The 19,630-nt window shown below is 73.3% G+C and carries 21 protein-coding genes; 13 read left to right on the top strand and 8 right to left on the bottom strand.

Features of this window, described 5'->3' with window-relative positions:
• Positions 1-8: 8 nt before the first annotated feature.
• Positions 9-1,331 (bottom strand): cytochrome P450, encoded by a 1,323-nt coding sequence (locus tag ABZX61_RS17860; protein ID WP_355196131.1) that lies wholly within the window; start codon positions 1,329-1,331, stop codon positions 9-11.
• A gap of 86 nt (positions 1,332-1,417) precedes the next feature.
• Between ABZX61_RS17860 and ABZX61_RS17865 the strand changes: the two genes are divergently transcribed.
• The 4 genes from ABZX61_RS17865 to ABZX61_RS17880 all read left to right on the top strand — a co-directional run bounded on the left by ABZX61_RS17865 (position 1,418) and on the right by ABZX61_RS17880 (position 4,213).
• Positions 1,418-1,936 carry a hypothetical protein gene (locus tag ABZX61_RS17865; protein ID WP_355195691.1) on the top strand — a complete coding sequence of 173 codons (519 nt, stop codon included), beginning with the start codon at positions 1,418-1,420 and terminating at the stop codon, positions 1,934-1,936.
• A 69-nt stretch (positions 1,937-2,005) separates the two neighbouring features.
• The gene (locus ABZX61_RS17870) at positions 2,006-2,350 is read left to right on the top strand and encodes a hypothetical protein (RefSeq protein ID WP_355195693.1); all 345 of its coding nucleotides are present in this window, start codon (positions 2,006-2,008) and stop codon (positions 2,348-2,350) included.
• Positions 2,351-2,398: 48 nt separating this feature from the next.
• Positions 2,399-2,977 carry a TetR/AcrR family transcriptional regulator gene (locus ABZX61_RS17875; RefSeq protein WP_355195695.1) on the top strand — a complete coding sequence of 193 codons (579 nt, stop codon included), beginning with the start codon at positions 2,399-2,401 and terminating at the stop codon, positions 2,975-2,977.
• Between the two features lie 84 nt (positions 2,978-3,061).
• Positions 3,062-4,213 (top strand): MFS transporter, encoded by a 1,152-nt coding sequence (locus ABZX61_RS17880; RefSeq protein ID WP_355195697.1) that lies wholly within the window; start codon positions 3,062-3,064, stop codon positions 4,211-4,213.
• Here ABZX61_RS17880 and ABZX61_RS17885 read toward each other — a convergent pair.
• Positions 4,173-4,649, bottom strand: a complete 477-nt coding sequence (locus tag ABZX61_RS17885; RefSeq protein WP_355195699.1) for a MarR family winged helix-turn-helix transcriptional regulator — start codon at positions 4,647-4,649, stop codon at positions 4,173-4,175. The genes ABZX61_RS17880 and ABZX61_RS17885 overlap by 41 nt on opposite strands.
• Positions 4,650-4,751: 102 nt before the next feature.
• Here ABZX61_RS17885 and ABZX61_RS17890 point away from each other — a divergent pair, with 102 nt between their 5' ends.
• The 5 genes from ABZX61_RS17890 to ABZX61_RS17910 all read left to right on the top strand — a co-directional run bounded on the left by ABZX61_RS17890 (position 4,752) and on the right by ABZX61_RS17910 (position 10,913).
• Entirely contained in the window at positions 4,752-5,489 is a 738-nt protein-coding gene (locus tag ABZX61_RS17890) for a phytanoyl-CoA dioxygenase family protein (RefSeq protein ID WP_350727721.1), read from the top strand.
• Positions 5,490-5,568: 79 nt separating this feature from the next.
• Positions 5,569-7,164: a S8/S53 family peptidase gene (locus ABZX61_RS17895; protein ID WP_355195701.1), complete on the top strand. Its 1,596-nt coding sequence runs from the start codon at positions 5,569-5,571 to the stop codon at positions 7,162-7,164.
• Positions 7,164-7,769, top strand: a complete 606-nt coding sequence (locus tag ABZX61_RS17900) for a sigma-70 family RNA polymerase sigma factor (protein WP_355195703.1) — start codon at positions 7,164-7,166, stop codon at positions 7,767-7,769. Before ABZX61_RS17895 ends, ABZX61_RS17900 begins: the two co-directional genes overlap by 1 nt.
• Positions 7,766-8,269 carry a hypothetical protein gene (locus ABZX61_RS17905; RefSeq protein WP_355195705.1) on the top strand — a complete coding sequence of 168 codons (504 nt, stop codon included), beginning with the start codon at positions 7,766-7,768 and terminating at the stop codon, positions 8,267-8,269. Before ABZX61_RS17900 ends, ABZX61_RS17905 begins: the two co-directional genes overlap by 4 nt.
• Positions 8,270-8,324: 55 nt before the next feature.
• Positions 8,325-10,913, top strand: a complete 2,589-nt coding sequence (locus ABZX61_RS17910; protein WP_355195707.1) for a CHAT domain-containing protein — start codon at positions 8,325-8,327, stop codon at positions 10,911-10,913.
• Between the two features lie 72 nt (positions 10,914-10,985).
• Here the strand turns inward: ABZX61_RS17910 and ABZX61_RS17915 are convergent, their stop codons facing one another.
• The 4 genes from ABZX61_RS17915 to ABZX61_RS17930 all read right to left on the bottom strand — a co-directional run bounded on the left by ABZX61_RS17915 (position 10,986) and on the right by ABZX61_RS17930 (position 14,024).
• Entirely contained in the window at positions 10,986-11,336 is a 351-nt protein-coding gene (locus ABZX61_RS17915) for an STAS domain-containing protein (protein WP_350727731.1), read from the bottom strand.
• An 87-nt stretch (positions 11,337-11,423) separates the two neighbouring features.
• On the bottom strand, positions 11,424-12,845 hold the full coding sequence (locus tag ABZX61_RS17920; protein WP_355195709.1) for an MFS transporter: 1,422 nt from the start codon (positions 12,843-12,845) through the stop codon (positions 11,424-11,426).
• A 109-nt stretch (positions 12,846-12,954) separates the two neighbouring features.
• Entirely contained in the window at positions 12,955-13,554 is a 600-nt protein-coding gene (locus ABZX61_RS17925) for a TetR family transcriptional regulator (protein WP_355195711.1), read from the bottom strand.
• Between the two features lie 26 nt (positions 13,555-13,580).
• Positions 13,581-14,024 carry a CBS domain-containing protein gene (locus ABZX61_RS17930; RefSeq protein WP_355195713.1) on the bottom strand — a complete coding sequence of 148 codons (444 nt, stop codon included), beginning with the start codon at positions 14,022-14,024 and terminating at the stop codon, positions 13,581-13,583.
• Positions 14,025-14,245: 221 nt separating this feature from the next.
• Between ABZX61_RS17930 and ABZX61_RS17935 the strand changes: the two genes are divergently transcribed.
• Positions 14,246-15,589 carry a potassium transporter TrkG gene (locus tag ABZX61_RS17935; RefSeq protein WP_355195715.1) on the top strand — a complete coding sequence of 448 codons (1,344 nt, stop codon included), beginning with the start codon at positions 14,246-14,248 and terminating at the stop codon, positions 15,587-15,589.
• Positions 15,582-16,238, top strand: coding sequence for a TrkA family potassium uptake protein (locus tag ABZX61_RS17940; protein WP_355195717.1), 657 nt, complete (start codon positions 15,582-15,584; stop codon positions 16,236-16,238). Before ABZX61_RS17935 ends, ABZX61_RS17940 begins: the two co-directional genes overlap by 8 nt.
• On the opposite strand, the gene ABZX61_RS17945 is transcribed toward ABZX61_RS17940, so the two are convergent.
• Positions 16,235-17,383 (bottom strand): epoxide hydrolase family protein, encoded by a 1,149-nt coding sequence (locus tag ABZX61_RS17945; protein ID WP_355195719.1) that lies wholly within the window; start codon positions 17,381-17,383, stop codon positions 16,235-16,237. The genes ABZX61_RS17940 and ABZX61_RS17945 overlap by 4 nt on opposite strands.
• A gap of 63 nt (positions 17,384-17,446) precedes the next feature.
• On the opposite strand from ABZX61_RS17945, the gene ABZX61_RS17950 reads away from it, so the two are divergent.
• The gene (locus tag ABZX61_RS17950) at positions 17,447-18,409 is read left to right on the top strand and encodes a WYL domain-containing protein (RefSeq protein ID WP_355195721.1); all 963 of its coding nucleotides are present in this window, start codon (positions 17,447-17,449) and stop codon (positions 18,407-18,409) included.
• Positions 18,410-18,420: 11 nt separating this feature from the next.
• Complete coding sequence (locus tag ABZX61_RS17955) at positions 18,421-19,005, top strand: NADAR family protein (protein ID WP_355195723.1); 585 nt, start codon at positions 18,421-18,423, stop codon at positions 19,003-19,005.
• Here ABZX61_RS17955 and ABZX61_RS17960 read toward each other — a convergent pair.
• Positions 18,984-19,526 carry an RNA 2'-phosphotransferase gene (locus tag ABZX61_RS17960; RefSeq protein WP_355195725.1) on the bottom strand — a complete coding sequence of 181 codons (543 nt, stop codon included), beginning with the start codon at positions 19,524-19,526 and terminating at the stop codon, positions 18,984-18,986. The two genes, ABZX61_RS17955 and ABZX61_RS17960, sit on opposite strands and share 22 nt — an antisense overlap.
• Between the last annotated feature and the right edge of the window lie 104 nt (positions 19,527-19,630).

The raw sequence follows: 19,630 nt of genomic DNA on the forward strand, positions 1-19,630 counted from the left end.
GGTGGGTGTCAGGCATCGGGCCGGCCCCCGAAAGGCCGCGGGGTGATCGGGCCGCGGGGCACCGCGACCACCGTGCAGCCCCGGTCGGGCTGGTGGGTGATGGCGACGCGGTTCATCCCCTCGTCGCGCGGGTCGGCGGCGGAGAGGATCACGCGGCGGGTCACGACGTGCAGGAACGTCGAGATCTGCAGCAGCGCGAAGTGCCTGCCCACGCACACGTGCGGCCCCGTCCCGAACGGCAGCCAGCTGTACGGGGCGGGACGCCCCTCCAGGAACCGTTCGGGCCGGAAGGCCGACGGGTCGGCGAAGTGCCGGGGATGGCGGTGCAGCGCCCGCAGCGCCACCAGCAGGTTGGTGCCGGGTTCGACCCGGTAGCCGCCGAACATGAGCCGCTCGCGCGCCACGCCCAGCGGCACGGTCGAGGTCGAGGGCCGCAGGCGCAGCGTCTCGCAGGCGACCGCGGTGGCGAACCGGTCGTCCTCGCCGTGCAGGGCCTCCGTGGTCAGCCGGTGGAGCGCGGACGGGTGCCGTACGAGCCGCTCGACCGCCCAGGCCACGCCCAGCGCGGTCGTGGTGTGCCCCGCCAGCAACATGGTCAGGACCTGGTCGACCAGCGCCTCGTCGTTGAGCCGCCACCCTTCGGCGGTGCGCGAGGCCATCAGCAGGCTCAGGACGTCGTCACCGGTGCCGCCGTCGTGGCGGCGGGCGATCTCGCCCCTGACCAGCCGGACGCAGCGGGCGCGGAGCCGTTGCGCGGACGGCCAGAGCCGGATGGCGCCCAGCCCGCGCAGCGCGAAACGGACCATGAGCTCCTCCGTCAGCGCCACGTCCAGGAGCTCGCGCACCAGCGGCCGCCACACCTCCAGGCGCCGCCGGTCCAGCCCGAGCAGCGCGCGCAGCGCGATCTCCAGCAGCGCCTCCCACAGCAGCGGCAGCAGCTCGAACGGCATCCCGGCCGGGAACCCGTCCACCGTCCGCCCGGCCACGTCGGCCACGATCTCGCGGTGGCGCCGCACCGCCCTGCCCCCCAGCAGGGGCAGCACCAGCTTGCGCATCCGGTGGTGGTCGGCCCCGTGCTGCGCGAAGATCGACCGCGGCCCCCACGCCGCCGCCGTGGGCCGGCCCTCGAACGGGTACAGCGGCGCCGTCATGACCTCGCCGATCAGCGCGGGATCGCGCATGAGCGCGACCCGCCCGATGCCCGGCGCCCAGAACGCGAACACGTCGCCGTAGCGTTCGAAGGCCCGGTCGAGGAGGTGCTCCCCCCGCACGAGGTACGCGGGCAACGCCAACGGGGTCAGCCAGCCGGGGCCTGGGACGGGGCGCGCCATGGTCACCCGCCGATGGTAGGAAAGGGCACCCGCCCGATGCCTCGTGCAACGCCGGGAGCAGGTAAAACGGGGGTGTGCGATTCGGCGTGCGGCAGTTTGAACTGTCCCTGATGCACCGGATGCGCGATCTCAACCCCGCGCGGGTCGAGGACGCGCTCCGGGGCATGGGCGCGACCAGGGCGGAGCTGCGGGCCGCGCACGCCCAGTGGACGAGGATGCTCCACTCGCCGAGGGCGCCGAAGACGCTCCGGCCGCTGCTCGGCCGCCCCGTGTACGAGGGCACGACCGCCGTGGGCAGCCTGACCTGCGGTGTGTCCCGCTGGGCCCTGCCGTCCTGGCCCGGCCTGGAGTTCGAGGTCCTGTACGGGCCCGGCGGCGAGACGTGGAACCAGTGGTTCGTCCGCCCCGGGGACCCCAGGACGCTGTCCTTCGCCGAGCTGGCGCCCTGGAACTGCGTGGTCGCCGACGTCGCCGCGAGCTTCCCCGGCGCCGTCCATCAGGAGGGCCAGGCCCCGCACCATTGGGCGGTCGACTTCGCCCAGGGCGGCGCCACCTACCGCGCCCGGTTCGTCTACGGCCTCTGCCAGCGGATCGACGCCCGGTAGCCCGCCGCCTCCTCTTCAGAGATCATCGGCTGGAAGGCTTCGATGATCTCTGAAGAAAAGGTGACGAACATGCTCCGCGCCCTCGCCGTATCGGTGGCCGCCGGGATCCTCTCGCTCGGGGGATCGCCTCCAGCTCAGGCGGCGATCACCTGCCTGCCGGAAACGCCTGTCTGCCAGGAAGTCCGCGGGGTGCCCGGCGACCGCTTCTACTGGTTCGAGATCCAGCCCGCGCCGGCCACGGGCGTCTTCACCTTCATGGTGAACGATGTCCTGACCCCCGGCTCTCTCACGACGTCCACCTCCGGCACGGCGCTCGAAGGGGACTTCCGGCCCGCTGTGGTGCTGGTCAGCGGAGACGAGGTATGCATGCGCGTCAGCACCCTGAGCGGCGAGTTCTGCGCCACCACGCCCTAGCCCGGACAGTTCTTTACTGGTCTGTACAAAATCCGGTAGCCTCCTCCCATGGGCAGGCCACGGGAGTTCAGTGATCGGGCGGTCGTCGACGCCGCGATGGAGGTCTTCTGGGAGAAGGGGTACGAGGCGACCTCCACCCAGGACCTGTGCGAGCGCACCGGGCTCGGCCGCGGCAGCCTCTACAACGCCTTCGGCAGCAAGCACCGCCTCTACGAGGAGGCGATCCGCCGCTACGCCGAGACCAGGGCCGAGGCGCAGCTGGCGATGCTGGCCGAGTCCGGGTCGGTGCGCGCGCGGCTCAGGGACCTCATGCTCGGCGTGATCGACGCCGACATGGCGGACCCGGGCCGGCGCGGCTGCCTGGCGCTCAACGCCGCCACCGAGGCCGGCGGGCGCACCGAGGCGGTCGCGGGGCTGGTGCGGCGGCAGTTCGCCGACCTGGAGCAGGCGCTTCAACGGTTGGTCGAGATCGGCCAGAGCACGGGCGAGCTGTCGTCGGACCGGTCGCCGCGGCAGGTGGCGCGGGCGTTCCAGAGCGCCTACTACGGCCTGCGCGTGCTCGCCAAGGTCACCGACGATCGGGCCGCCCTCCTCGACGTCGTCGACGGGGCCGTCGCCGCCCTGTAGCAGCCCTGGCCGCGGTTCACGGAGCCGCGGCCTTTTTGCCGCCCTAGTTCTGTACTGATCTGTAAAGAAAGAGAGCGAAGATCGATGAGGTTCAGTGTGCCGTCGCTGATGTGGTGCGTGTTCGGGATAACGACCGGCGAGTTCGTCATCGCCGGCATCCTCCCGGGCATCGCCACCGACCTGGCCGTCTCGATCCCGGCCGCCGGGCTGCTGGTGACGGCGTACGCCATCGGGATGATCGTCGGCGGGCCCGTGCTGACGGCCCTCACCGCCCGCTTCCCGCGCAAGCCGCTCATCCTGGTGTTGCTCGGGATCACGATCGCCGGGAACCTGGCCTCCGCGCTCGCCCCCGCGTACGGCGTGCTCTTCGCGGCCAGGGTCGTCACGTCGCTGGTGACGTCCACGTTCTTCGCCAACGCGATCGTCATCGCGGTCTCCACCGCCGCGCCGGGCAAGCAGGCGTCCACCGTCTCCAAGCTCGTCTTCGGCATGAACCTGTCGATGATCCTGGGCGCGCCGATCGGCACGTTCATCGGGAACGCCCACGGCTGGCGGGCCACGTTCCTGGTGGTCGCGGCGTGCTGCGCGGCCGGGTTCGCGCTGGTCGCGCGGCTGGTGCCGGATGTGCGCGAGCCGTCCGGCGGGGGCTCGGCCGTGAGCGAGCTGCGCGTCTTCCGCGCCCGGGACGTGCGGCTCGCCATCGCGGTCACGGCCGTGGGCAACGCGGGGCTGCTCATGGTGTTCACCTTCTTCGCGCCCCTGGTCACGGACGTCACCGGCTTCGCCGGCGGCGCGGTGGCGGTCCTGCTGCTGGTGTACGGGGTGGGCGCGGCCGTGGGCAACTTCCTCGGCGGCCGGCTGTCGGACCGGGCGCCGAGGGCCGCGCAGCTCGGGCTGCTGGGCGTGCTCGCGGCGGTGCTCGTCCTCATGTGGGCCGGGAGCGGCAGCACGGCGGTGACGGCGGTCATGGTGTTCGTGCTGGGCGCGGCGGGGTTCGCGGTCATCCCCGGCATGCAGGCGCGCGTGCTGGCCACCGCCTCGGCGGCGCCCACCCTGGCGATGGCGGTGAACGCCTCCGCCTACCAGCTGGCCGCCGCGTTCGCCGCCTGGCTCGGCGGGCGCGTCATCGACGGCGGGCTCGGGCTGCGCTCCCTCTACGTCGTGGCCGCCGTGGTCACGGTGGCGGGCATCGCGGTCAGCTCGTACGCCTGGCATCGCTCCCGCGTACCGGCCTGACCCCCGCGAAGGCGGCGTGGACGGCGTCGGCGATCTGGCGCTGGATCGGGTCGGCCTCCGGCCCGAACAGCAGGTCGTCCACCCGGGACACCGCGCCTGTGGCCGCCTCGAGCAGGCGCGCGCCCTCGGGCGTCAGCTCGATCGTCGACGCCGACCCGGCGCGGGCCGTGCTGTCGCGCGCCAGCCCCGCCGCGACCAGCGCCTTCACCGCGGTGTGCACGCTCTGGACCGTCGTCCCCGACATCCGCGCCAGCTCGCTGAACGACACCCCGGGCACGCCGGATATGTGACCGAGCAGGCCCAGCCGGCTGACCGTGAGGTCGAGCGGGGCCAGGGCGGCGGCCAGCTCGGTCTCGATGCGGCGGGCCAGCGTGAGCAGGACGATCGAGGGGCTGGTCACGGGCGGACCGGGGCGATCGGCGTTCTCGGTGGTCACCCCACCAGTCTCCCGCACCCGCGCGGCCACGGCTGCGAGCGCACCCGCAGGAGTGGGAATCACTCGGAGGGACGGCACGGGGCGGACGCGCGGGAGAGTGCGATGACCGATTCGGCGATGGTGCGGTTCTACCAGGACAACGGCTACCTGCTGGTCAAAGGGCTGCTCGGCGCGGCGGAGGCGCGGGCGTACCGGGAGGAGTGTCACGCGGTGCTCGCGCGGCTGCGCCCGACGGACCCCACGTGGGGGAGCGCGCGGGAGATCGGCGGGGCGGGGACCGAGCTGCGGCACTGCCACGACGCGCAGTTCCACTCGGCCGCCTTCGCCCGGCTCATGGTGGATCCGCGCTTCACCGACGTCGCCGCTGCCCTGATGGGCTCGGAGAACGTGCAGCTCCACCACACCAAGATCTTCGTCAAGCCCGCCGAGAAGGGCTCGCCGTTCCCCATGCACCAGGACGCCGCGCACTTCCCGCACACCCGCCACACCATGGGCGCGGCGATCTTCCACTTCGACGCCGCGCCCGAGGAGAAGGGGTGCGTGCGCGTGGTGCCGGGCAGCCACCGGTACGGGCCGCTGCCGCACCTCGAGGCGGGCGGGTGGCACCTGCCGCTCGCGGAGTGGCCGCTGGAGGCCGCGGTCCCGGTCGAGGCGGAGGCCGGGGACGTGCTGTTCCTCAGCTATCTCACCGTGCACGGGTCCGGGGTCAACCGGGCGGACGAGGCGCGTACGACCCTGCTCATCCAGTACCGCGACCCCGAGGACCAGCCCGCCGACGACGTCCACCGCTCCCGGGGCCAGGGCATGATGCTCCGCGGGATCGACCCGACGGGATCGTGACCATTCCGTTATCGACCTCTCGTATCGAGGCGGGGGCGCCGCTCTCGTACGCCACAGAGGGAAGAACGGAGACGGTGAGATGAGCATCGACTACATCCGCGAACCAGCTGCATCGGGCGGCTCCGAACGATTCGGGCCGCCCTGGCAGGGCATCACGCTTCCCCGCGAGATCCTGGACCGGCACGGCGCCAGGATCCTCGACCCCTGGGGCGTCCCCCTCGACCCGGGCGAGCGCCGCCCCGACTCCACGGTCTACCGTTCGGACGTGCTGCTCTTCCCCGGGCAGGCGCTCCGCTCCGACGAGGTGGTCTCCTGGATCAACCGGGCGCTGTCCGGGATCCAGCTGGAGCTGTCGCCGGTCAGCGTCAGGCGCGCCCGCGAGCGGGATTATGGGCGCGAGACCGTCTGGCTGCCCGGCGTGCTGGAGATCCAGAAGGAGGCGCACGACATCGACGTCGACGCCTGGCGCGCCCTCCGCGTCGTGCGCAGGGCGCTGCGCGCCGAGTCCGACGGGTGGCCGTTCAAGGCGGTGCTCGCCACGATCTCACTGGACCACCTGTTCGTGGGCTCGGCCACGAGCGGCATCGGCTCGCTCAGCCTGGGCGGCGAGCCCGCCACCAGCGGCCACGCCGTGATCGAGGAGCCGCAGACGAGCGCCCGGCCGGGGTACGGACGCGTGCCCGTGACCGTGGTGGCGGGGCCGCCGCGCCGCAGGTCGCTCGCCCAGCTCGGCGGTCGCAGGATCACGGTGGTCACGCTGGACACCGGCGTGACGGAACACCCCTGGTTCAGGCCGGTGACCGACGCCGACGCCTTCCTCACCGTCGATCCGGCCGGGCAGCAGCTCATCGAGGACTCCCACCCCGCCTACCAGGGCCGCGACGTCGCCAAGCTCGTCGGCTACGAGGACCTCGGCGAGCTGCCCAACCCGCTCGTCGGCGTACTGAACTCCCACACCGGGCACGGCCTCATGCTCGCCGGCCTCATCGCGCAGATCGCGCCGGACGCCCGCGTGCTCATGTACAAGGTCATGCACAGCGACGGCGTGGTCCCCCTCGAGGCCGTGCACGCGGCGCTCGACCGGCTGCTGGCCCTCATGGCCTCCGGCGCCGCCGTGGACGTGCTGTGCTGCTCCTTCGGCGGCTTCTCCGAGGCGGGCGACCCGGCCATGCAGGCGCTGTTCGACAAGGTCAACCAGCTGCGGGCACGCGGCGTCATCGTGGTCAACGCCGCCGGCAACTACGCCACGACCAGGCCGTTCTACCTCGCCGCGCTGTCCGAGACGGCCGTGCCCGGCCCGCCGCTGGCACCCATGCTGGGCGTCGCCGCCAAGAACCCCGACGGCACGATCGCCATCTTCAGCAACGAGCACCCCGCCGTCCGGTGGCGCGCTCCGGGCGCGATGGTGGTCAGCACGTTCCCGCCGAAGTTCAGGGGCGCCCAGAACGCGATGCTCACCACGGGCGAGCGCGCCTCGCTCGACTGCGACGCCGTGGGGCCGTTCTGCGGCTGGAGCGGTACGTCGTTCGCCGCCCCGATCGTCGCCGGCACCATCGCCGCCGAGCTCACCAAGACCCTCGGCCAGGTCGGCGTCGATCCCGTCCAGCGGGCCAGGCAGGTCGTCGACGCGATGGTCGACGACAAGGCCGTACGGCCGGAAATCGTCCCCATCTGATGACCGGCGACCCCGCACTCGAACGCGCGCCCGCTCCCGGCCGGCGCCGCGACCGGCTGGCCGCCCTGCTGGTCGAGGCCAGGGAGGGCAAGAGCGGCGCGCTGGACGCCATCGTCGCCGAGCTGACGCCCGTGCTCTGGCACACCGCCAGGAACCAGGGCCTCAGCCCGCAGGCGGCCGAGGACGTCGTCCAGACGACCTGGCTGATCCTGCTGCGCCACCTGCACACCATCTCGGCGCCGGGCGCGCTGATCGAATGGCTCGTCACCACCGCCCGGCGCGAGGCGTGGCGGGTCAGCGCCTCCTCGCGCAGGGACGACCTGCCGGGCGACGACGCGTTCGAGGAGCTGCCCGACCCCGTGCTGACGCCGGACGAGCTCCTCGTGCACGACGAGCGGCGGCGCGCGCTCTGGCAGGCCGTCGAGAGCCTGCCCCAACGGTGCGCCGAGCTGCTCAGGATCATCGCCTTCGTGCCTCGTCCGCACTACGACGCCGTGGCCGCCGCCCTGGGCATGCCGATGGGCAGCATCGGACCCACGCGCGGCCGGTGCTTCGCGAAGCTACGCCGCCTGCTCGCGAAGGACCCCGATTGGAGCCCCCGATGAACACGGCCGACGGGACCGACCCTCCCCCCTTCACCGCCGAGGACCAGCTCCTCATCGAGGACATCGCCGACGTCTACCGCACCGTCGACCCGGTCCCCGCCACGCTGGTCGAACGCCTGCAGTTCGCCCTGGCCCTCGAATCCCCCGAGCTGGACTTCGAGATCCTCCGCCCGCAGGAGGAGGCCCCGCTGCCGGCGGGCGTCCGGGGCGGCGAGGACAGCCGTACGATCACCTTCGACAGCGAGGTCCTCACGATCATGATCAGCGTGACCGCGCGGGACGAGGACGCCGTACGCGTGGACGGCTGGCTCGCGCCGCCGGGCGACCACCTGGTCGAGCTGCGCACCGGCGAGGGCCCGCGCACGGTCAGGGCCGACGACCAGGGCCGCTTCGTCCTGGACGCGGTGCCGCGTGGCCTGTCGCAACTCGTGGTACGCCAGGGACTGGACGATCCGGCGCGGGCGACGATACTGGCGGTGACGCCCTCACTCATTCTCTGACCACCGCGAGGCGCGATTGCGGGACAGCGGGCGTGCAGCGTCGCTCCGGGAGCGAGTGGAACGCCTGCACCGGCTCAGCGTCGAGGCGACCGACAACGGCCGCCCGGCCCTGGCCGCCCGCAGACTCCGCCGGGCCCTCACCCTGCTCGAATCCGCGCCCCAAGGCGGACCAGCGACCGCAGGCGGACCCGCGACCGCAGGCGGACCCGCGACCGACGGCGGATCGGCGACTGCCGTCGGTTCTGCGGCCGAGGACCGCGACGGGTCTGACGGCCTGGTCGCCCGGGTGCTCACCAGCCTCGCGCACGCCGAGGCCGAGCAGGGGCGGACCGAGCTCGGGATGGAGCTGCTCGACCGGGCCCAGCGCCGCGCGCCACCGGCCGAGCTGGCCATCGTGCACGCCCAGCGCGGCCTGATGCACCTGCGCATGGGCGCCGGCACCGAGGCGCTCCGGGAGCTGGACATCGCCGCGCCCCTGCTCGCCGACGGCGACCGGGTCGAGCTGGCCAGGGTGCTGCTCAACCGGTCGGTCATCCACCTCATGGCCGGCCGGATCCGCCTGGCCAGGGACGACGCGCGCCGCAGCGCGCAGCTCGCGCACACCCACGGGCACGAGGTGATCGCCGCCAAGGCCCTGCACAACGACGGCTACTGCGACCTGCTGCTCGGCGACGTGCCGGCGGCGCTGGCCGTGTTCGCCCGCGTGGACCGGCTCTACGAGGACGTCAACCCCGGCTTCCGCCCGGTGCTCGCGCTCGACCGCGCCAGGGCGCTGCTGGCGGTCGGCCTGACGGACGAGGCGGGGCGCGTGCTCGACCGGGCCATCGACGGGTTCCGCAGGCAGCGCCTGATGCAGGACTACGCCGAGGCGGAGCTGGCCCGGGCGCAGTGCGCGCTGGACGCGGGCCGGCTCGCCGAGGCGCGCGCCCGGGCGCGGCGCGCGGAGACGCACTTCAGGCGCCGGGGGAGCACGGCGTGGGCGCTGCGCGCGGCACTCATGCGCCTGCGCGGCGAGGAGGCGGGCGCGGCGGGGCGGGTGGCCAGGCGGGCGGCGGAGCTGTCGGCGGGGTTCGCGGCGTTCGACATGGCGGACGACGCCGAGCTGGCCCGGCTGGTCTCGGTCAGGGCCCTGACCGCCGCCGGCCGTCTCCCCGAGGCAACAGCCGCCGCGTCGGGAGGTGGTGCGGGGTCGCGGAGGGCGTCGTTGGAGGTGCGGCTGATGCGGCATCTCGCCGCCGCCGAGCTCGCGGGCGCGCACGGGGAGCGGGGCCTGGCGCTGCGCCGGGTGCGGGCCGGGCTGGCGCTCGTGCACTCGCACCGCGGCCGGCTGGGCAGCCTCGACCTGCTGACCGGCGTCGCCGCGCTCGGCGCGGACCTGGCCGCGTACGGGCTCACCACGGCGCTGGCCGGCGGGTCGGCCAGGCAGGTGTTCGCCTGGTCGGAGCGGTGCCGGGCGCAGGCGTTCCGCCACCGGCCGACGCGCGCCCCCGAGGACCCCGCGACCGCCGAGGCGCTGGCCGAGCTGCGCCAGCTCGCCGAGCGGATGCGCGCCGACGAGGCCGCGGGACGCCGGCGGCCCGGGCTGCGCAGGCGCTGCCTGGAGCTGGAGCAGGTGATCAGGGAACGCGGCTGGCAGCTCCCCGGCGTCGGCCCCGGCCTGGCCCCCGCCCCCGTCGGCGCGGTCGAGGAGGCGCTGGCGGCCGGCGACGATGCCATGGTCAGCCTGCTCAACGTCGGGGGCAGGCTGCTGGCGCTGGTGCTCGTGCGCGGCCGGTGCCACCTGTACGAGCTCAGTGCGTACGAACCGGTCGCCGAGGCCGCCCGCAGGCTGGCCGGAGACCTCAACGCGCAGGCCGGGCGCACCCTGCGGCCCGCGCTGAGAGAGGTGATCGAGGCGTCCGTCCGGCGGCAGCTGGCGACCATCACCGGCGCGGTCATGGCGCCCCTGCGCCAGGTGTTGTCCGGCGCGCGGGGGATCGTCGTCATCCCGACGATGGGCCTGTCCGCCGTGCCCTGGGGCCTGCTGCCCGACCTGCGCGGCCGCCCGCTGGTGGTGGCGCCGTCCGCGCTGGTGTGGCTGTCGGCCGGGCGCGGGCGGGCGCCGTACGGGCCCGACGGCCCGCCGGTCCTGGTCGCCGGGCCCGGCCTGGACCACGCCGAGACGGAGGTCGAGCGGCTCGCGGCCGTGCACCCCAAGGCGCGCCGGCTCAGCGGCGGGCTGGCCACCGTGTCGGCCACGCTGGAGGCGCTGGACGGCGCGTCCCTCGCCCATTTCGCCGCGCACGGGCACCACGAGCGCGAGAACGTGTTCTTCTCCCGCCTGGACCTGGCCGACGGGCCGCTCATGGCGTACGACCTGCAGCGGCTCGGCAGGGCCCCCGGGCACGTCGTCCTGTCGGCGTGCGACGTGGGCCAGGCGGTGGTGCGGGCGGGGGACGAGCTGCTCGGCTTCACCGCGGCGCTGCTCCATCTGGGCACGTCCACCGTCATCTCCAGCCCCACCCGGGTGCCGGACCACGTCGCCGAGGCGGTCATGACGGCCTACCACCGGGGCGTGGCCGAGGGTGCGGCCCCGGCCGACGCGCTGGCGGCGGCGTCGGCGGGGGAGCCCGCCGCCACGTTCATGTGCTTCGGCGCCGGCTGATCATGGGATGTTGGGCTGGGTCGGCGGGAACGTCCGCGAGTGGCGGCCGGAGCCCGCCCCGGTGGAGCGTTCCTAGGAGGCCAGGGCGGCGGTGATGGCGCCCTGGACCGTGTCGTGCACGGGCACGTGGGCGATGACGCCGGTCAACTCGAAGAGCCGGGCGGGCATGCGCTGGACGGCGGCCAGGTGGACCGCGCCGCCGTCCTTGAGGCAGTTGGTGGCGCAGGTCAGCAGCACGTGCAGACCCGAGCTGTCCATGAACGGCACCTCCGACAGGTCGAACACCAGCCTCCCCGCGGGCGCCGGCTGGACCTGCGCGATGTACGCCTCGAGCTGGGCGCGGTTGGCGGCGTCCATCTCACCGATCACGGCGATCACGGTCACGCCGGGCAGTTGCTGGTGCGCAAGCCTCAGTCGCGGCATCTATGCCTTCACCGCTCTCGCCCGGCTTAAGTTGACCATCAATGAAGGATAATGCGCCGGAGACGTTGGCGATATCCCGGTTTTTCCTCAGTGACCGTGGCCGTGGCCGACGAACGCCGCGGCCGGTCGGCCCGGCGGCACCAGCCCCAGCGAGACGGCCGCCGCGACCACCGCGACGACGGCGCACAGCGTGAGCCCCGCGACGAAACCTCCGACGCCTCCCGCCGAGCCGGGCGCGAGGCTCGACGCGGCGACCGTCGAGACGGCGGCCACGCCGATCGAGCCGCCGAGCTCGTGGAAGGTGCTGATGACGCCGGACGCCACGCCGTTCTCGCCGGGCGGGATGTTCGCCATGGTCGTCGTGGTGGCCGTCACGAACGCCGGCCCGATGCCCAGCGCCGCCAGGACGAAGCCCGGCAGCAGCGTGGTGTATGCGCTCGCGTCCGGTGAGATGCGCGTCATCAGCGCCGCCCCCGCCGCGGTCAGCACGAAGGACGCCACCGCCACCGGCCGCCCGCCGATCCTGCCGATGAGATGCCCGCCGAGCTGCGCCCCGATGGTGATCGCGATCGCCACGGGCAGGAAGAGCAGGCCCGTCTCCAGCGCGCTGAACTTCAGCACGTGCTGGAGGTAGAGCGAGCTGAGGAAGAACAGCCCCAGCATCAGCCCCGTCGCCATCAGCATGACGAACGTCCCCGAGATCACCGGCCGCCTGGTCAGGGTCTCGGCCCGCATCAGTGGTGACCGCACCGACCGCTCGACCACCACGAACAGGACGTACAGCAGCACCGACCCGGCCAGCGGCAGCACCGTGCCCGCCGCGCCCCAGCCGGCGTCGCCGGCCGTCACCAGCCCGTAGATCAGCAGCGCCGTCGCCAGCGTGACCACCAGCGCGCCGGGCACGTCGACCCGCTCGCCCCGCCCGCGCGCGGGCGGCACCAGGGCGGGCACGGCCGCCAGCACCACCAGCCCGATCGGGACGTTGACGAAGAACACCCACGACCACCCCGGCCCGGCGGTGAGCACGCCGCCGACCAGCACGCCCAGGGCCGCCCCGGTGCCGCCGATGGCCGCCCAGACGCCGAGCGCCCGGCCGCGCCGCTCACCCGTGAAGGTGGTGGTGATCACGGCCAGCGCGGCGGGGGAGAGCAGCGACGCGCCGACCCCCTGCAGCGCCCGCCCGGCGATGAGCGCGGCGCCGCTGCCGGCCAGCCCGCACAGCAGCGAGGCCGCCGTGAACAGCCCCAGGCCCGCCAGGAGCGTGCGGCGCGCGCCCAGCGCGTCCGCGAGCCGCCCGCCGAGCACCATCAGCCCGCCGAAGCAGAGCGTGTACGTGGTCACGACCCAGGTGAGGGACTCGCGGTCGAGCGCGAGGTCCACGCCGATGGTCGGCAAGGCCACCTGTACGACGGTGATGTCCACGATCAGCATGAACTGGGCCAGGCACAGCAGCACCAGCACACCCCATCCGCCGGTGCGCCGCCCGGCGGGAGCCGTATCAAGGCTCATCGGATACTCTCCTTAACTTGAACATTGATGTTCAAGTTAGCACGCATGAACCATACGTGGGTAGGGCATGCTGAAGGGCCGCGAGAGCCCGCGGTCAGGGCCGGTAGGGTTACGGCCGGGTGGGGGCGAGCAGCGAGAGCATCGTCCTGGTCAGCACCAGCTCGACCTCCTCGGGCGCGAGCCGCTCCGCCTCACGCTCCTGCGCGGCGGCGTGGATGATCGAGAAGAACGTCGTCACCAGCCACTCCGACGGCAGGTCCGTACGGAACTCGCCCGTGCGCTGGCCGCGCACGATGAGCCGCTCCACCCGCCGCAGCGGCCTTTCGTGGTGCTCCCTGATCCGCTCCGTGGCCAGCACCCGGTCGGCGGCCAGGAACAGCCGGCGGTGCCGGTCGAGCACCTCCCACGACGAGCGCAGCAGCCGCGCCATGGCCTCGGGCGCGGGGGCCGTGTCGAGCGAGTCGTCCGCCAGCACCGCGTCCGCCACCTCGACCGCGTGGTCGAGCACCGCGTCCACGAGCGCCTCCCGCGACGGGAAGTGGCCGTACAGCGTCACCCTGCCCACCCCGGCGGCCTTGGCGACGTCCGCCACGCTGGCCGTGGGGTCGGCGCTGAGCAACCTGGTGCCGGCTTCGAGGATCGCGGCGATGTTGCGCTCGGCGTCCGCGCGCCGGGCGGGTACGGGTTGTCGTGCCGCGGTCTTGGCCATGCGACCAGCCTACGACGCCGCGCGGGTCACAGCTCCAGGACGTGGTCCAGCAGCGACTGCAGCGTGACCGCCCCCATCAGCCGGCCCCCGTCGACCACGGCGACCAGCGGGCTGCGCGTCCGCGCCATCAACGCCGCCAGCTCCAGCACGGTCGCCTTCAGGTCGGCGACCGGCAGCTCCTTCGGCTGCTCGGGCAGGCACTCCCGCACGGTCCTGCCCCCGAGCCGCCGCAGGAACAGGTCGGCGTGGGCCTCGTCCACCACCCGGGCCAGCGCCGGGTCGTCCTGGCAGTAGGCGGGCACCGCCAGCCGCAGCACCTGGGTGCCGGGCAGGATGCTGAGGGGGCGCCCGTCGGGGTCGACGAGGATGAGCCCCGGCAGGTCCTGCTCCGCCAGGAGCTTCGCGGCTTCCAGCGCCGGGGTGTCCAGCGTGACCGTCGGGAAGTCGACGGCGAGATCGCGTGCGCGCATCAGTGGCCTCCGGCGCCCAGCCTACGTCGCCCCCACCGCCGCTGGGTCGTCAAGGGCGCGTGGGGTTCGCGTCAAGGACGCGTAAGTGCGCCGGCGTCACCCGGGCCTGTTACGGTAGTGCGCGGTGCGCCGGGAAGTCTGGTCGGCTCGGATTTCGGCTGGGGTTCGACGGGGGAGGCGCTCTCGATGCGTGACCTGTGTGGCGGGGCCAGGTGATGAGCATGATGCCGTCGTTCTTGACCCGTTTCCGGCATCCGGCGCAGGTCGTGGCCGCCGGGTTCGTGCTGGCCATCGGGATCGGCACCGTGCTGCTGGCCCTTCCGATCGCCACCACCGAGCGCGCGCCCGCCGACTGGGTCGTGGCCCTGTTCACCGCCACCTCGGCCGTCTGCGTCACCGGGCTGGTGATCGTGGACACCGAGTCGCACTGGTCGGTGTTCGGGGAGGTGGTGATCGCGGGGCTCGTGCAGGTGGGCGGGCTGGGGATCATGACGATGGCCACCCTGTTCACCCTGCTCGTCTCCGGCCGGCTCGGGCTGCGGGCCAGGATCGCGGCGCAGGCGGAGACCAAGACGCTGAGCATGAGCGACGTGCGCCGCGTCGTGCGCAAGGTGGTCCTGTTCAGCCTCGTGTGCGAGGTCGTCGCCGCCGTCGTGCTCACCGCCCGGTTCGCCATCGGGTACGGCGAGCCGCTGGGCCGGGCCGCCTACCTGGGCGCCTTCCACTCGGTCACGGCCTTCAACAACGCCGGGTTCGCGCTCTGGCCGGACAACCTCATGCGGTTCGTCGCCGACCCGTGGATCTGCCTGACCATCGCGCTCGCGGTCATCGTCGGCGGGCTCGGCTTCCCCGTGGTGTTCGAGCTGGCCCGCTCCTGGCGCCACCCGCGCAAGTGGAGCGTGCTGACCCGGGTCACCGTGGGCGTGAGCGTCACCCTGCTGGTGCTGGGCACCCTGGTCTTCCTGATGACCGAGTGGCGCAACCCCCGCACGCTGGGCGCGCTCGACGATCCCGGCAAGCTGCTGGCCGCGTTCTTCGCCGCGGTCATGCCGCGCTCGGCCGGGTTCAACACCCTGGACATCTCCCAGATGTACCCGTCGAGCTGGCTGGCCACCGACGTGCTGATGTTCATCGGCGGCGGCAGCGCGGGCACGGCGGGCGGGCTCAAGGTGACCACGTTCGGGCTGCTGGCGTTCGTCGTCTGGGCCGAGGTGCGCGGCGAGAGCCGGGTCAACATCGGCCATCGCAGGCTCCCCGAGGCCACGCAGCGCCAGGCCGTCACGATCACGGTGCTGGGCGTCACGCTGGTCGCCGCGTCCACGTACGTGCTGCTCGCGCTCACCCCGCACGGCCTGGACCAGGTGCTGTTCGAGGTGGTCGCGGCGTTCGGCACGGCGGGGCTGAGCACCGGCATCACCCCGAGCCTGGGCGTGGCCGGTCACCTGCTGCTGACGGTGCTGATGTTCATCGGCAGGATCGGCCCGCTCACCATGGGCTCCGCGCTGGCGCTCAACCAGCGCTCACGACATTACGAGCTACCCGAGGAGCGAGTCATCGTTGGCTGACAACACCCCCGTCGTGGTCATCGGTCTCGGCCGGTTCGGCACGTCGCTGGCGCTGGAGCTGACCCGGCGCGGCACCGAGGTCCTGGCCATCGACCACCGGCCCAAGGTCACGCAGAGCCTGGCCGGGCGGATCACGCAGATCGCGACCGCGGACGCCACCGACATGGAGGCGCTGCGCCAGCTCGGCGTGTCCGACTTCTACCAGGCGGTGGTGGGCGTCGGCAGCGACATCGAGGCCAGCATCCTCACCACGTCGCTGCTGGTCGAGCTCGAGATCAATGACATCTGGGCCAAGGCGATCAGCACCCAGCACGGCCGGATCCTGAGCCGCATCGGCGCCCACCACGTCGTCTTCCCCGAGCACGACATGGGCGAGCGGGTGGCCCACCTGGTGAGCGGGCGCATGCTCGACTACATGCAGGTGGACGAGGACTTCGCGCTGGCCAAGACCACCCCGCCCAAGGAATACGTCGGCGTCCCCCTCGGCCGCTCCAACCTGCGCCGCAAGTACGGCGTCACCATCGTGGCGGTCAAGGCGCCGGGCGAGGAGTTCACCTACGCCACCGCCGAGACCGAGCTGTCCTATGGCGACGTCGTCCTCGTCTCCGGCCGGACCGAGCAGGTCGAGCGCTTCGCCGAGCTGCCCTAGCGGAGCCGGCCGAAGAACTCGCGGAGGTCCGTCACCAGCAGGTCCGGCGTCTCCAGCGCCGCGAAGTGGCCCCCGCGGCCGAACTCCGTCCAGCGCACCACGTTGTGCACCCGATCGGCCAGCGGGCGCACCGAGAAGTCCGTCGGGAAGACGGCCGCCGCGGTGGGCACCGTGCCCCGCTCCTTGGGCGCCCACGCGCTGAAGTCGTTGAACCGCTCGTAGTACGTGTGCGCCGTCGACCCCGCCGTCTGCGTGAACCAGTAGATGCTGACGTCGGTGAGGATCCGGTCGCGGTCCACGGCGTCCTCGGGCAGCTTCGCCTCGGGATCCGTCCAGTCCTTGAACTTCTCCACGATCCAGGCGAGCTGCCCGGCCGGCGAGTCGTGCAGCGCGGCGGCGATGGTCTGCGGCCGGGTGCCGTGCAGCTGCATGTACGCCCCGAGCTTGTCCTGCCACTCCCGCATCCCGGCCATCCGCGCCTGCTCGGCCTCGTTCAGCGAGCCCATCACGGCCGGGTCGGGGAAGGTGAGCAGCCCGTTGACGTGCACGCCGATGACGTGGTCCGGCGCGGCCCGGCCCATCAGGGGAGCGATGAAGGCGCTCACGTCGCCGCCCTGGACGCCGTACCGCTCGTACCCGATCCGGGACATCAGCTCCACGAGCGCGGCCGCCGTGCGGCCGTCCGTCCAGCCGGTGCCGGGCAGCGGGCCGGAGAAGCCGTAGCCGGGCAGCGACGGGATGACCAGGTGGAAGGCGTCGGCGGCGGCGCCGCCGTGCGCGACCGGGTCGGTGAGCGGGCCGATGACGTCGAGGAACTCGACGACCGAGCCGGGCCAGCCGTGCAGGAGCAGCAGCGGGGTGGCGTCCGGCTCGGCGGAGCGGACGTGCAGGAAGTGCACGTCCGCGCCGCCGACCGTGGTCGTGAACTGCGGGTACGCGTTCAGCGCCGTCTCCTGGGCGCGCCAGTCGAAGCCGTCGGCCCAGTACGCGGCCAGGTCACGCAGGTAGCCGGTGGGCACGCCGCGCTCCCAGCCGGTGCCGGGCAGCTCGGGGGCCCAGCGCGTACGCCGTAGGCGCTCGCGCAGGTCGTCGAGGTCGGCCTGCGGGATGTCGATGCGATAGGGGGCGATGCCGTTGTTCGTCATGTCTGCGACAGTAGAAGGGATTGGTGACAGGTTCTGGCACCGATGTCCGGCAGAATCATCCTCATGTTGGAGACCTCGGCGCGGCTGCTCCGCCTGCTGTCCCTGCTCCAGTCGCGCATGGATTGGAGCGGCGCCGAGCTGGCCGGACGGCTGGAGGTCGGCCTGCGCACCGTGCGGCGCGACATTGAGCGGCTGCGCGAGCTCGGCTATCCCGTGGACGCCACCCCCGGCGTGGCCGGCGGTTACCGGCTCGGCGTGGGCGCCGCGCTGCCGCCGCTGCTGCTGGACGACGAGGAGGCGGTGGCCGTGGCGATCAGCCTGCGTACGGCCGCGACCGGCAGCGTCGCCGGGCTGGAGGAGGTCGCGCTGCGGGCGCTGGCCAAGCTCCAACAGGTGCTGCCGTCGCGGCTGCGGCACCGGGTGAGCGCGTTCCAGACGGCGACGGTGCCGCTGGCGGGCGCGGCGGCCCCGGAGGTGAACGCCAACGTGCTGGCCGGGCTCGCCGCCGCCTGCCGCGACCACCGGCGCCTGCGGCTGCGCTACCGGGGGCGGGACGGCGTCACGGCGCGCGAGGTGGAGCCGCACCGGCTCGTGCACACGCCGCGCCGCTGGTACCTGCTGGCGTGGGACGTGGCCAAGGAGGACTGGCGGACGTTCCGGGTGGACCGGATCGAGGATCCCCTGGGGGAGCCGGGAGCCCGGTTCAGGCCGCGCGCGGTGCCCCAGGAGGACGCGGCCGCGTACGTCTCGCGCGCCATCACCTCCGCGCCCTACCGCTACCGGGCACGCATCCTCTTCCACGCGCCCATGGACGCGGTCGCGCCGCGCACCTCGCCGGGGGCCGGGCGGCTGGCGGCGGTGGACGCGCGCACGTGCCTGTTCGAGGCCGGCTCCAACTCGCTGGAGGAGCTGGCGATCCACGTCGCGGCCAAGGGCTTCGACTTCGAGGTGCTCGACCCGCCCGAGCTGGTGCCGGTGCTGCGCGAGGTCGCCGACCGCCTCATGAGAGCGGGCTCGCGAGCGTAAGGTATGGGGACATGTCCGACGAACTTCCCATGACCGTGGACGAGGCCATCGCCGCCGAGCGGTCCGGCCGGCACGTCAAATTTCTGTACTTCTGGGGCCACCAGCCCGCCCGCGACGGCGGCGTCGGACCGGGCTGCCTCAGCCAGTGGTGGCCGGTCACCTTCACGGAGGACGGCCACACGTACGCCTCGGCCGAGCACTACATGATGGCGCACAAGGCGTGGCTGTTCGGCGACGGGGAGAGCGCGGACAAGATCCTCGAGGCCGGCCACCCGGGCGAGGCCAAGGCGCTGGGCCGGACCGTACGGGGCTTCGACGAGCCCACGTGGGACGCCCACCACTTCGGCATCGTGGTGCGCGGCAACGTCGCCAAGTTCGGGGCGCACGACGACCTGGCGGAGTTCCTGCTCGGCACGTCGGGCCGGGTCCTGGTGGAGGCGAGCCCGCTGGACCGGGTGTGGGGCATCGGGCTGGCGGCCTCGGACGAGCGGGCCGCGTCACCGGCCGCGTGGCAGGGTCCCAACCTGCTCGGCTTCGCGCTGATGGCCGCCCGCGACACCCTGCGCGCCCGCCGTCAGGAGGGGAACCGCAGGTAGCCGGGCGGCACGTGGTCGGCCAGCCACACCCCGTTGGCGCTGACCCGGAACTCGTGCCCGCCGGCGTGCATCGTCCCGGCCGCGACCACCAGCACCACGGGCACGCCCCGCCGGGCCCCCACCCGCGTCGCCGTCTCCCGGTCGGGCGACAGGTGCACGTGGTGCCGGTTCATGGGCCGCAGCCCCTCCTCCTTGATCGCCGCCAGGAACCGGCCCACGGTGCCGTGGTAGAGCACCTCGGGTGGCCGCACGGCGGGCAGGTCGAGATCCACCGGCACCGAATGCCCCTGGCTCGCCCGGATCCGGCCGTCCTCGATCGCGTAGCGCCGCTTGTCGTTGGCCTCGACGACCTTCCACAGCTCCGCGGCGGTGATCGGGAACCCGTGCTCGGCCGCCGCCCGCAGCAGGGTGTCCACCGGCACCCACCCGTTCGGGTCGAGCGTGAGGCCGATGCGCCCCGGGTCGTGCCGCAGGTGCCTGGCCAGATATTTGGAAACGCGTATCAAGCGTCGTTCGTCCATCACCGCCATGATCCCGCGCCCGTCAACCGGGTTTCGACGTGACTGTCCCCGGGTGTCGCAGCCCGCCTGCGACGTCCCGCAAAGTTACCTTTGACCTGGGGGAA

It is taken from the genome of Nonomuraea sp. NPDC003709, from assembly GCF_040610775.1.
Classification (GTDB): domain Bacteria; phylum Actinomycetota; class Actinomycetes; order Streptosporangiales; family Streptosporangiaceae; genus Nonomuraea; species Nonomuraea angiospora_A.

Excerpts from the sequence above, each read along its gene's own strand:
- ABZX61_RS17860 (WP_355196131.1), bottom strand. The coding sequence starts at position 1,331 with ATGGCGCGCCCCGTCCCAGGCCCCGGCTGGCTGACCCCGTTGGCGTTG.
- ABZX61_RS17870 (WP_355195693.1), top strand. The coding sequence starts at position 2,006 with ATGCTCCGCGCCCTCGCCGTATCGGTGGCCGCCGGGATCCTCTCGCTC.
- ABZX61_RS17875 (WP_355195695.1), top strand. The coding sequence starts at position 2,399 with ATGGGCAGGCCACGGGAGTTCAGTGATCGGGCGGTCGTCGACGCCGCG.
- ABZX61_RS17880 (WP_355195697.1), top strand. The coding sequence starts at position 3,062 with ATGAGGTTCAGTGTGCCGTCGCTGATGTGGTGCGTGTTCGGGATAACG.
- ABZX61_RS17890 (WP_350727721.1), top strand. The coding sequence starts at position 4,752 with ATGACCGATTCGGCGATGGTGCGGTTCTACCAGGACAACGGCTACCTG.
- ABZX61_RS17895 (WP_355195701.1), top strand. The coding sequence starts at position 5,569 with ATGAGCATCGACTACATCCGCGAACCAGCTGCATCGGGCGGCTCCGAA.
- ABZX61_RS17900 (WP_355195703.1), top strand. The coding sequence starts at position 7,164 with ATGACCGGCGACCCCGCACTCGAACGCGCGCCCGCTCCCGGCCGGCGC.
- ABZX61_RS17905 (WP_355195705.1), top strand. The coding sequence starts at position 7,766 with ATGAACACGGCCGACGGGACCGACCCTCCCCCCTTCACCGCCGAGGAC.
- ABZX61_RS17915 (WP_350727731.1), bottom strand. The coding sequence starts at position 11,336 with ATGCCGCGACTGAGGCTTGCGCACCAGCAACTGCCCGGCGTGACCGTG.
- ABZX61_RS17920 (WP_355195709.1), bottom strand. The coding sequence starts at position 12,845 with ATGAGCCTTGATACGGCTCCCGCCGGGCGGCGCACCGGCGGATGGGGT.
- ABZX61_RS17925 (WP_355195711.1), bottom strand. The coding sequence starts at position 13,554 with ATGGCCAAGACCGCGGCACGACAACCCGTACCCGCCCGGCGCGCGGAC.
- ABZX61_RS17930 (WP_355195713.1), bottom strand. The coding sequence starts at position 14,024 with ATGCGCGCACGCGATCTCGCCGTCGACTTCCCGACGGTCACGCTGGAC.
- ABZX61_RS17935 (WP_355195715.1), top strand. The coding sequence starts at position 14,246 with ATGATGCCGTCGTTCTTGACCCGTTTCCGGCATCCGGCGCAGGTCGTG.
- ABZX61_RS17945 (WP_355195719.1), bottom strand. The coding sequence starts at position 17,383 with ATGACGAACAACGGCATCGCCCCCTATCGCATCGACATCCCGCAGGCC.
- ABZX61_RS17950 (WP_355195721.1), top strand. The coding sequence starts at position 17,447 with ATGTTGGAGACCTCGGCGCGGCTGCTCCGCCTGCTGTCCCTGCTCCAG.
- ABZX61_RS17955 (WP_355195723.1), top strand. The coding sequence starts at position 18,421 with ATGTCCGACGAACTTCCCATGACCGTGGACGAGGCCATCGCCGCCGAG.
- ABZX61_RS17960 (WP_355195725.1), bottom strand. The coding sequence starts at position 19,526 with ATGGACGAACGACGCTTGATACGCGTTTCCAAATATCTGGCCAGGCAC.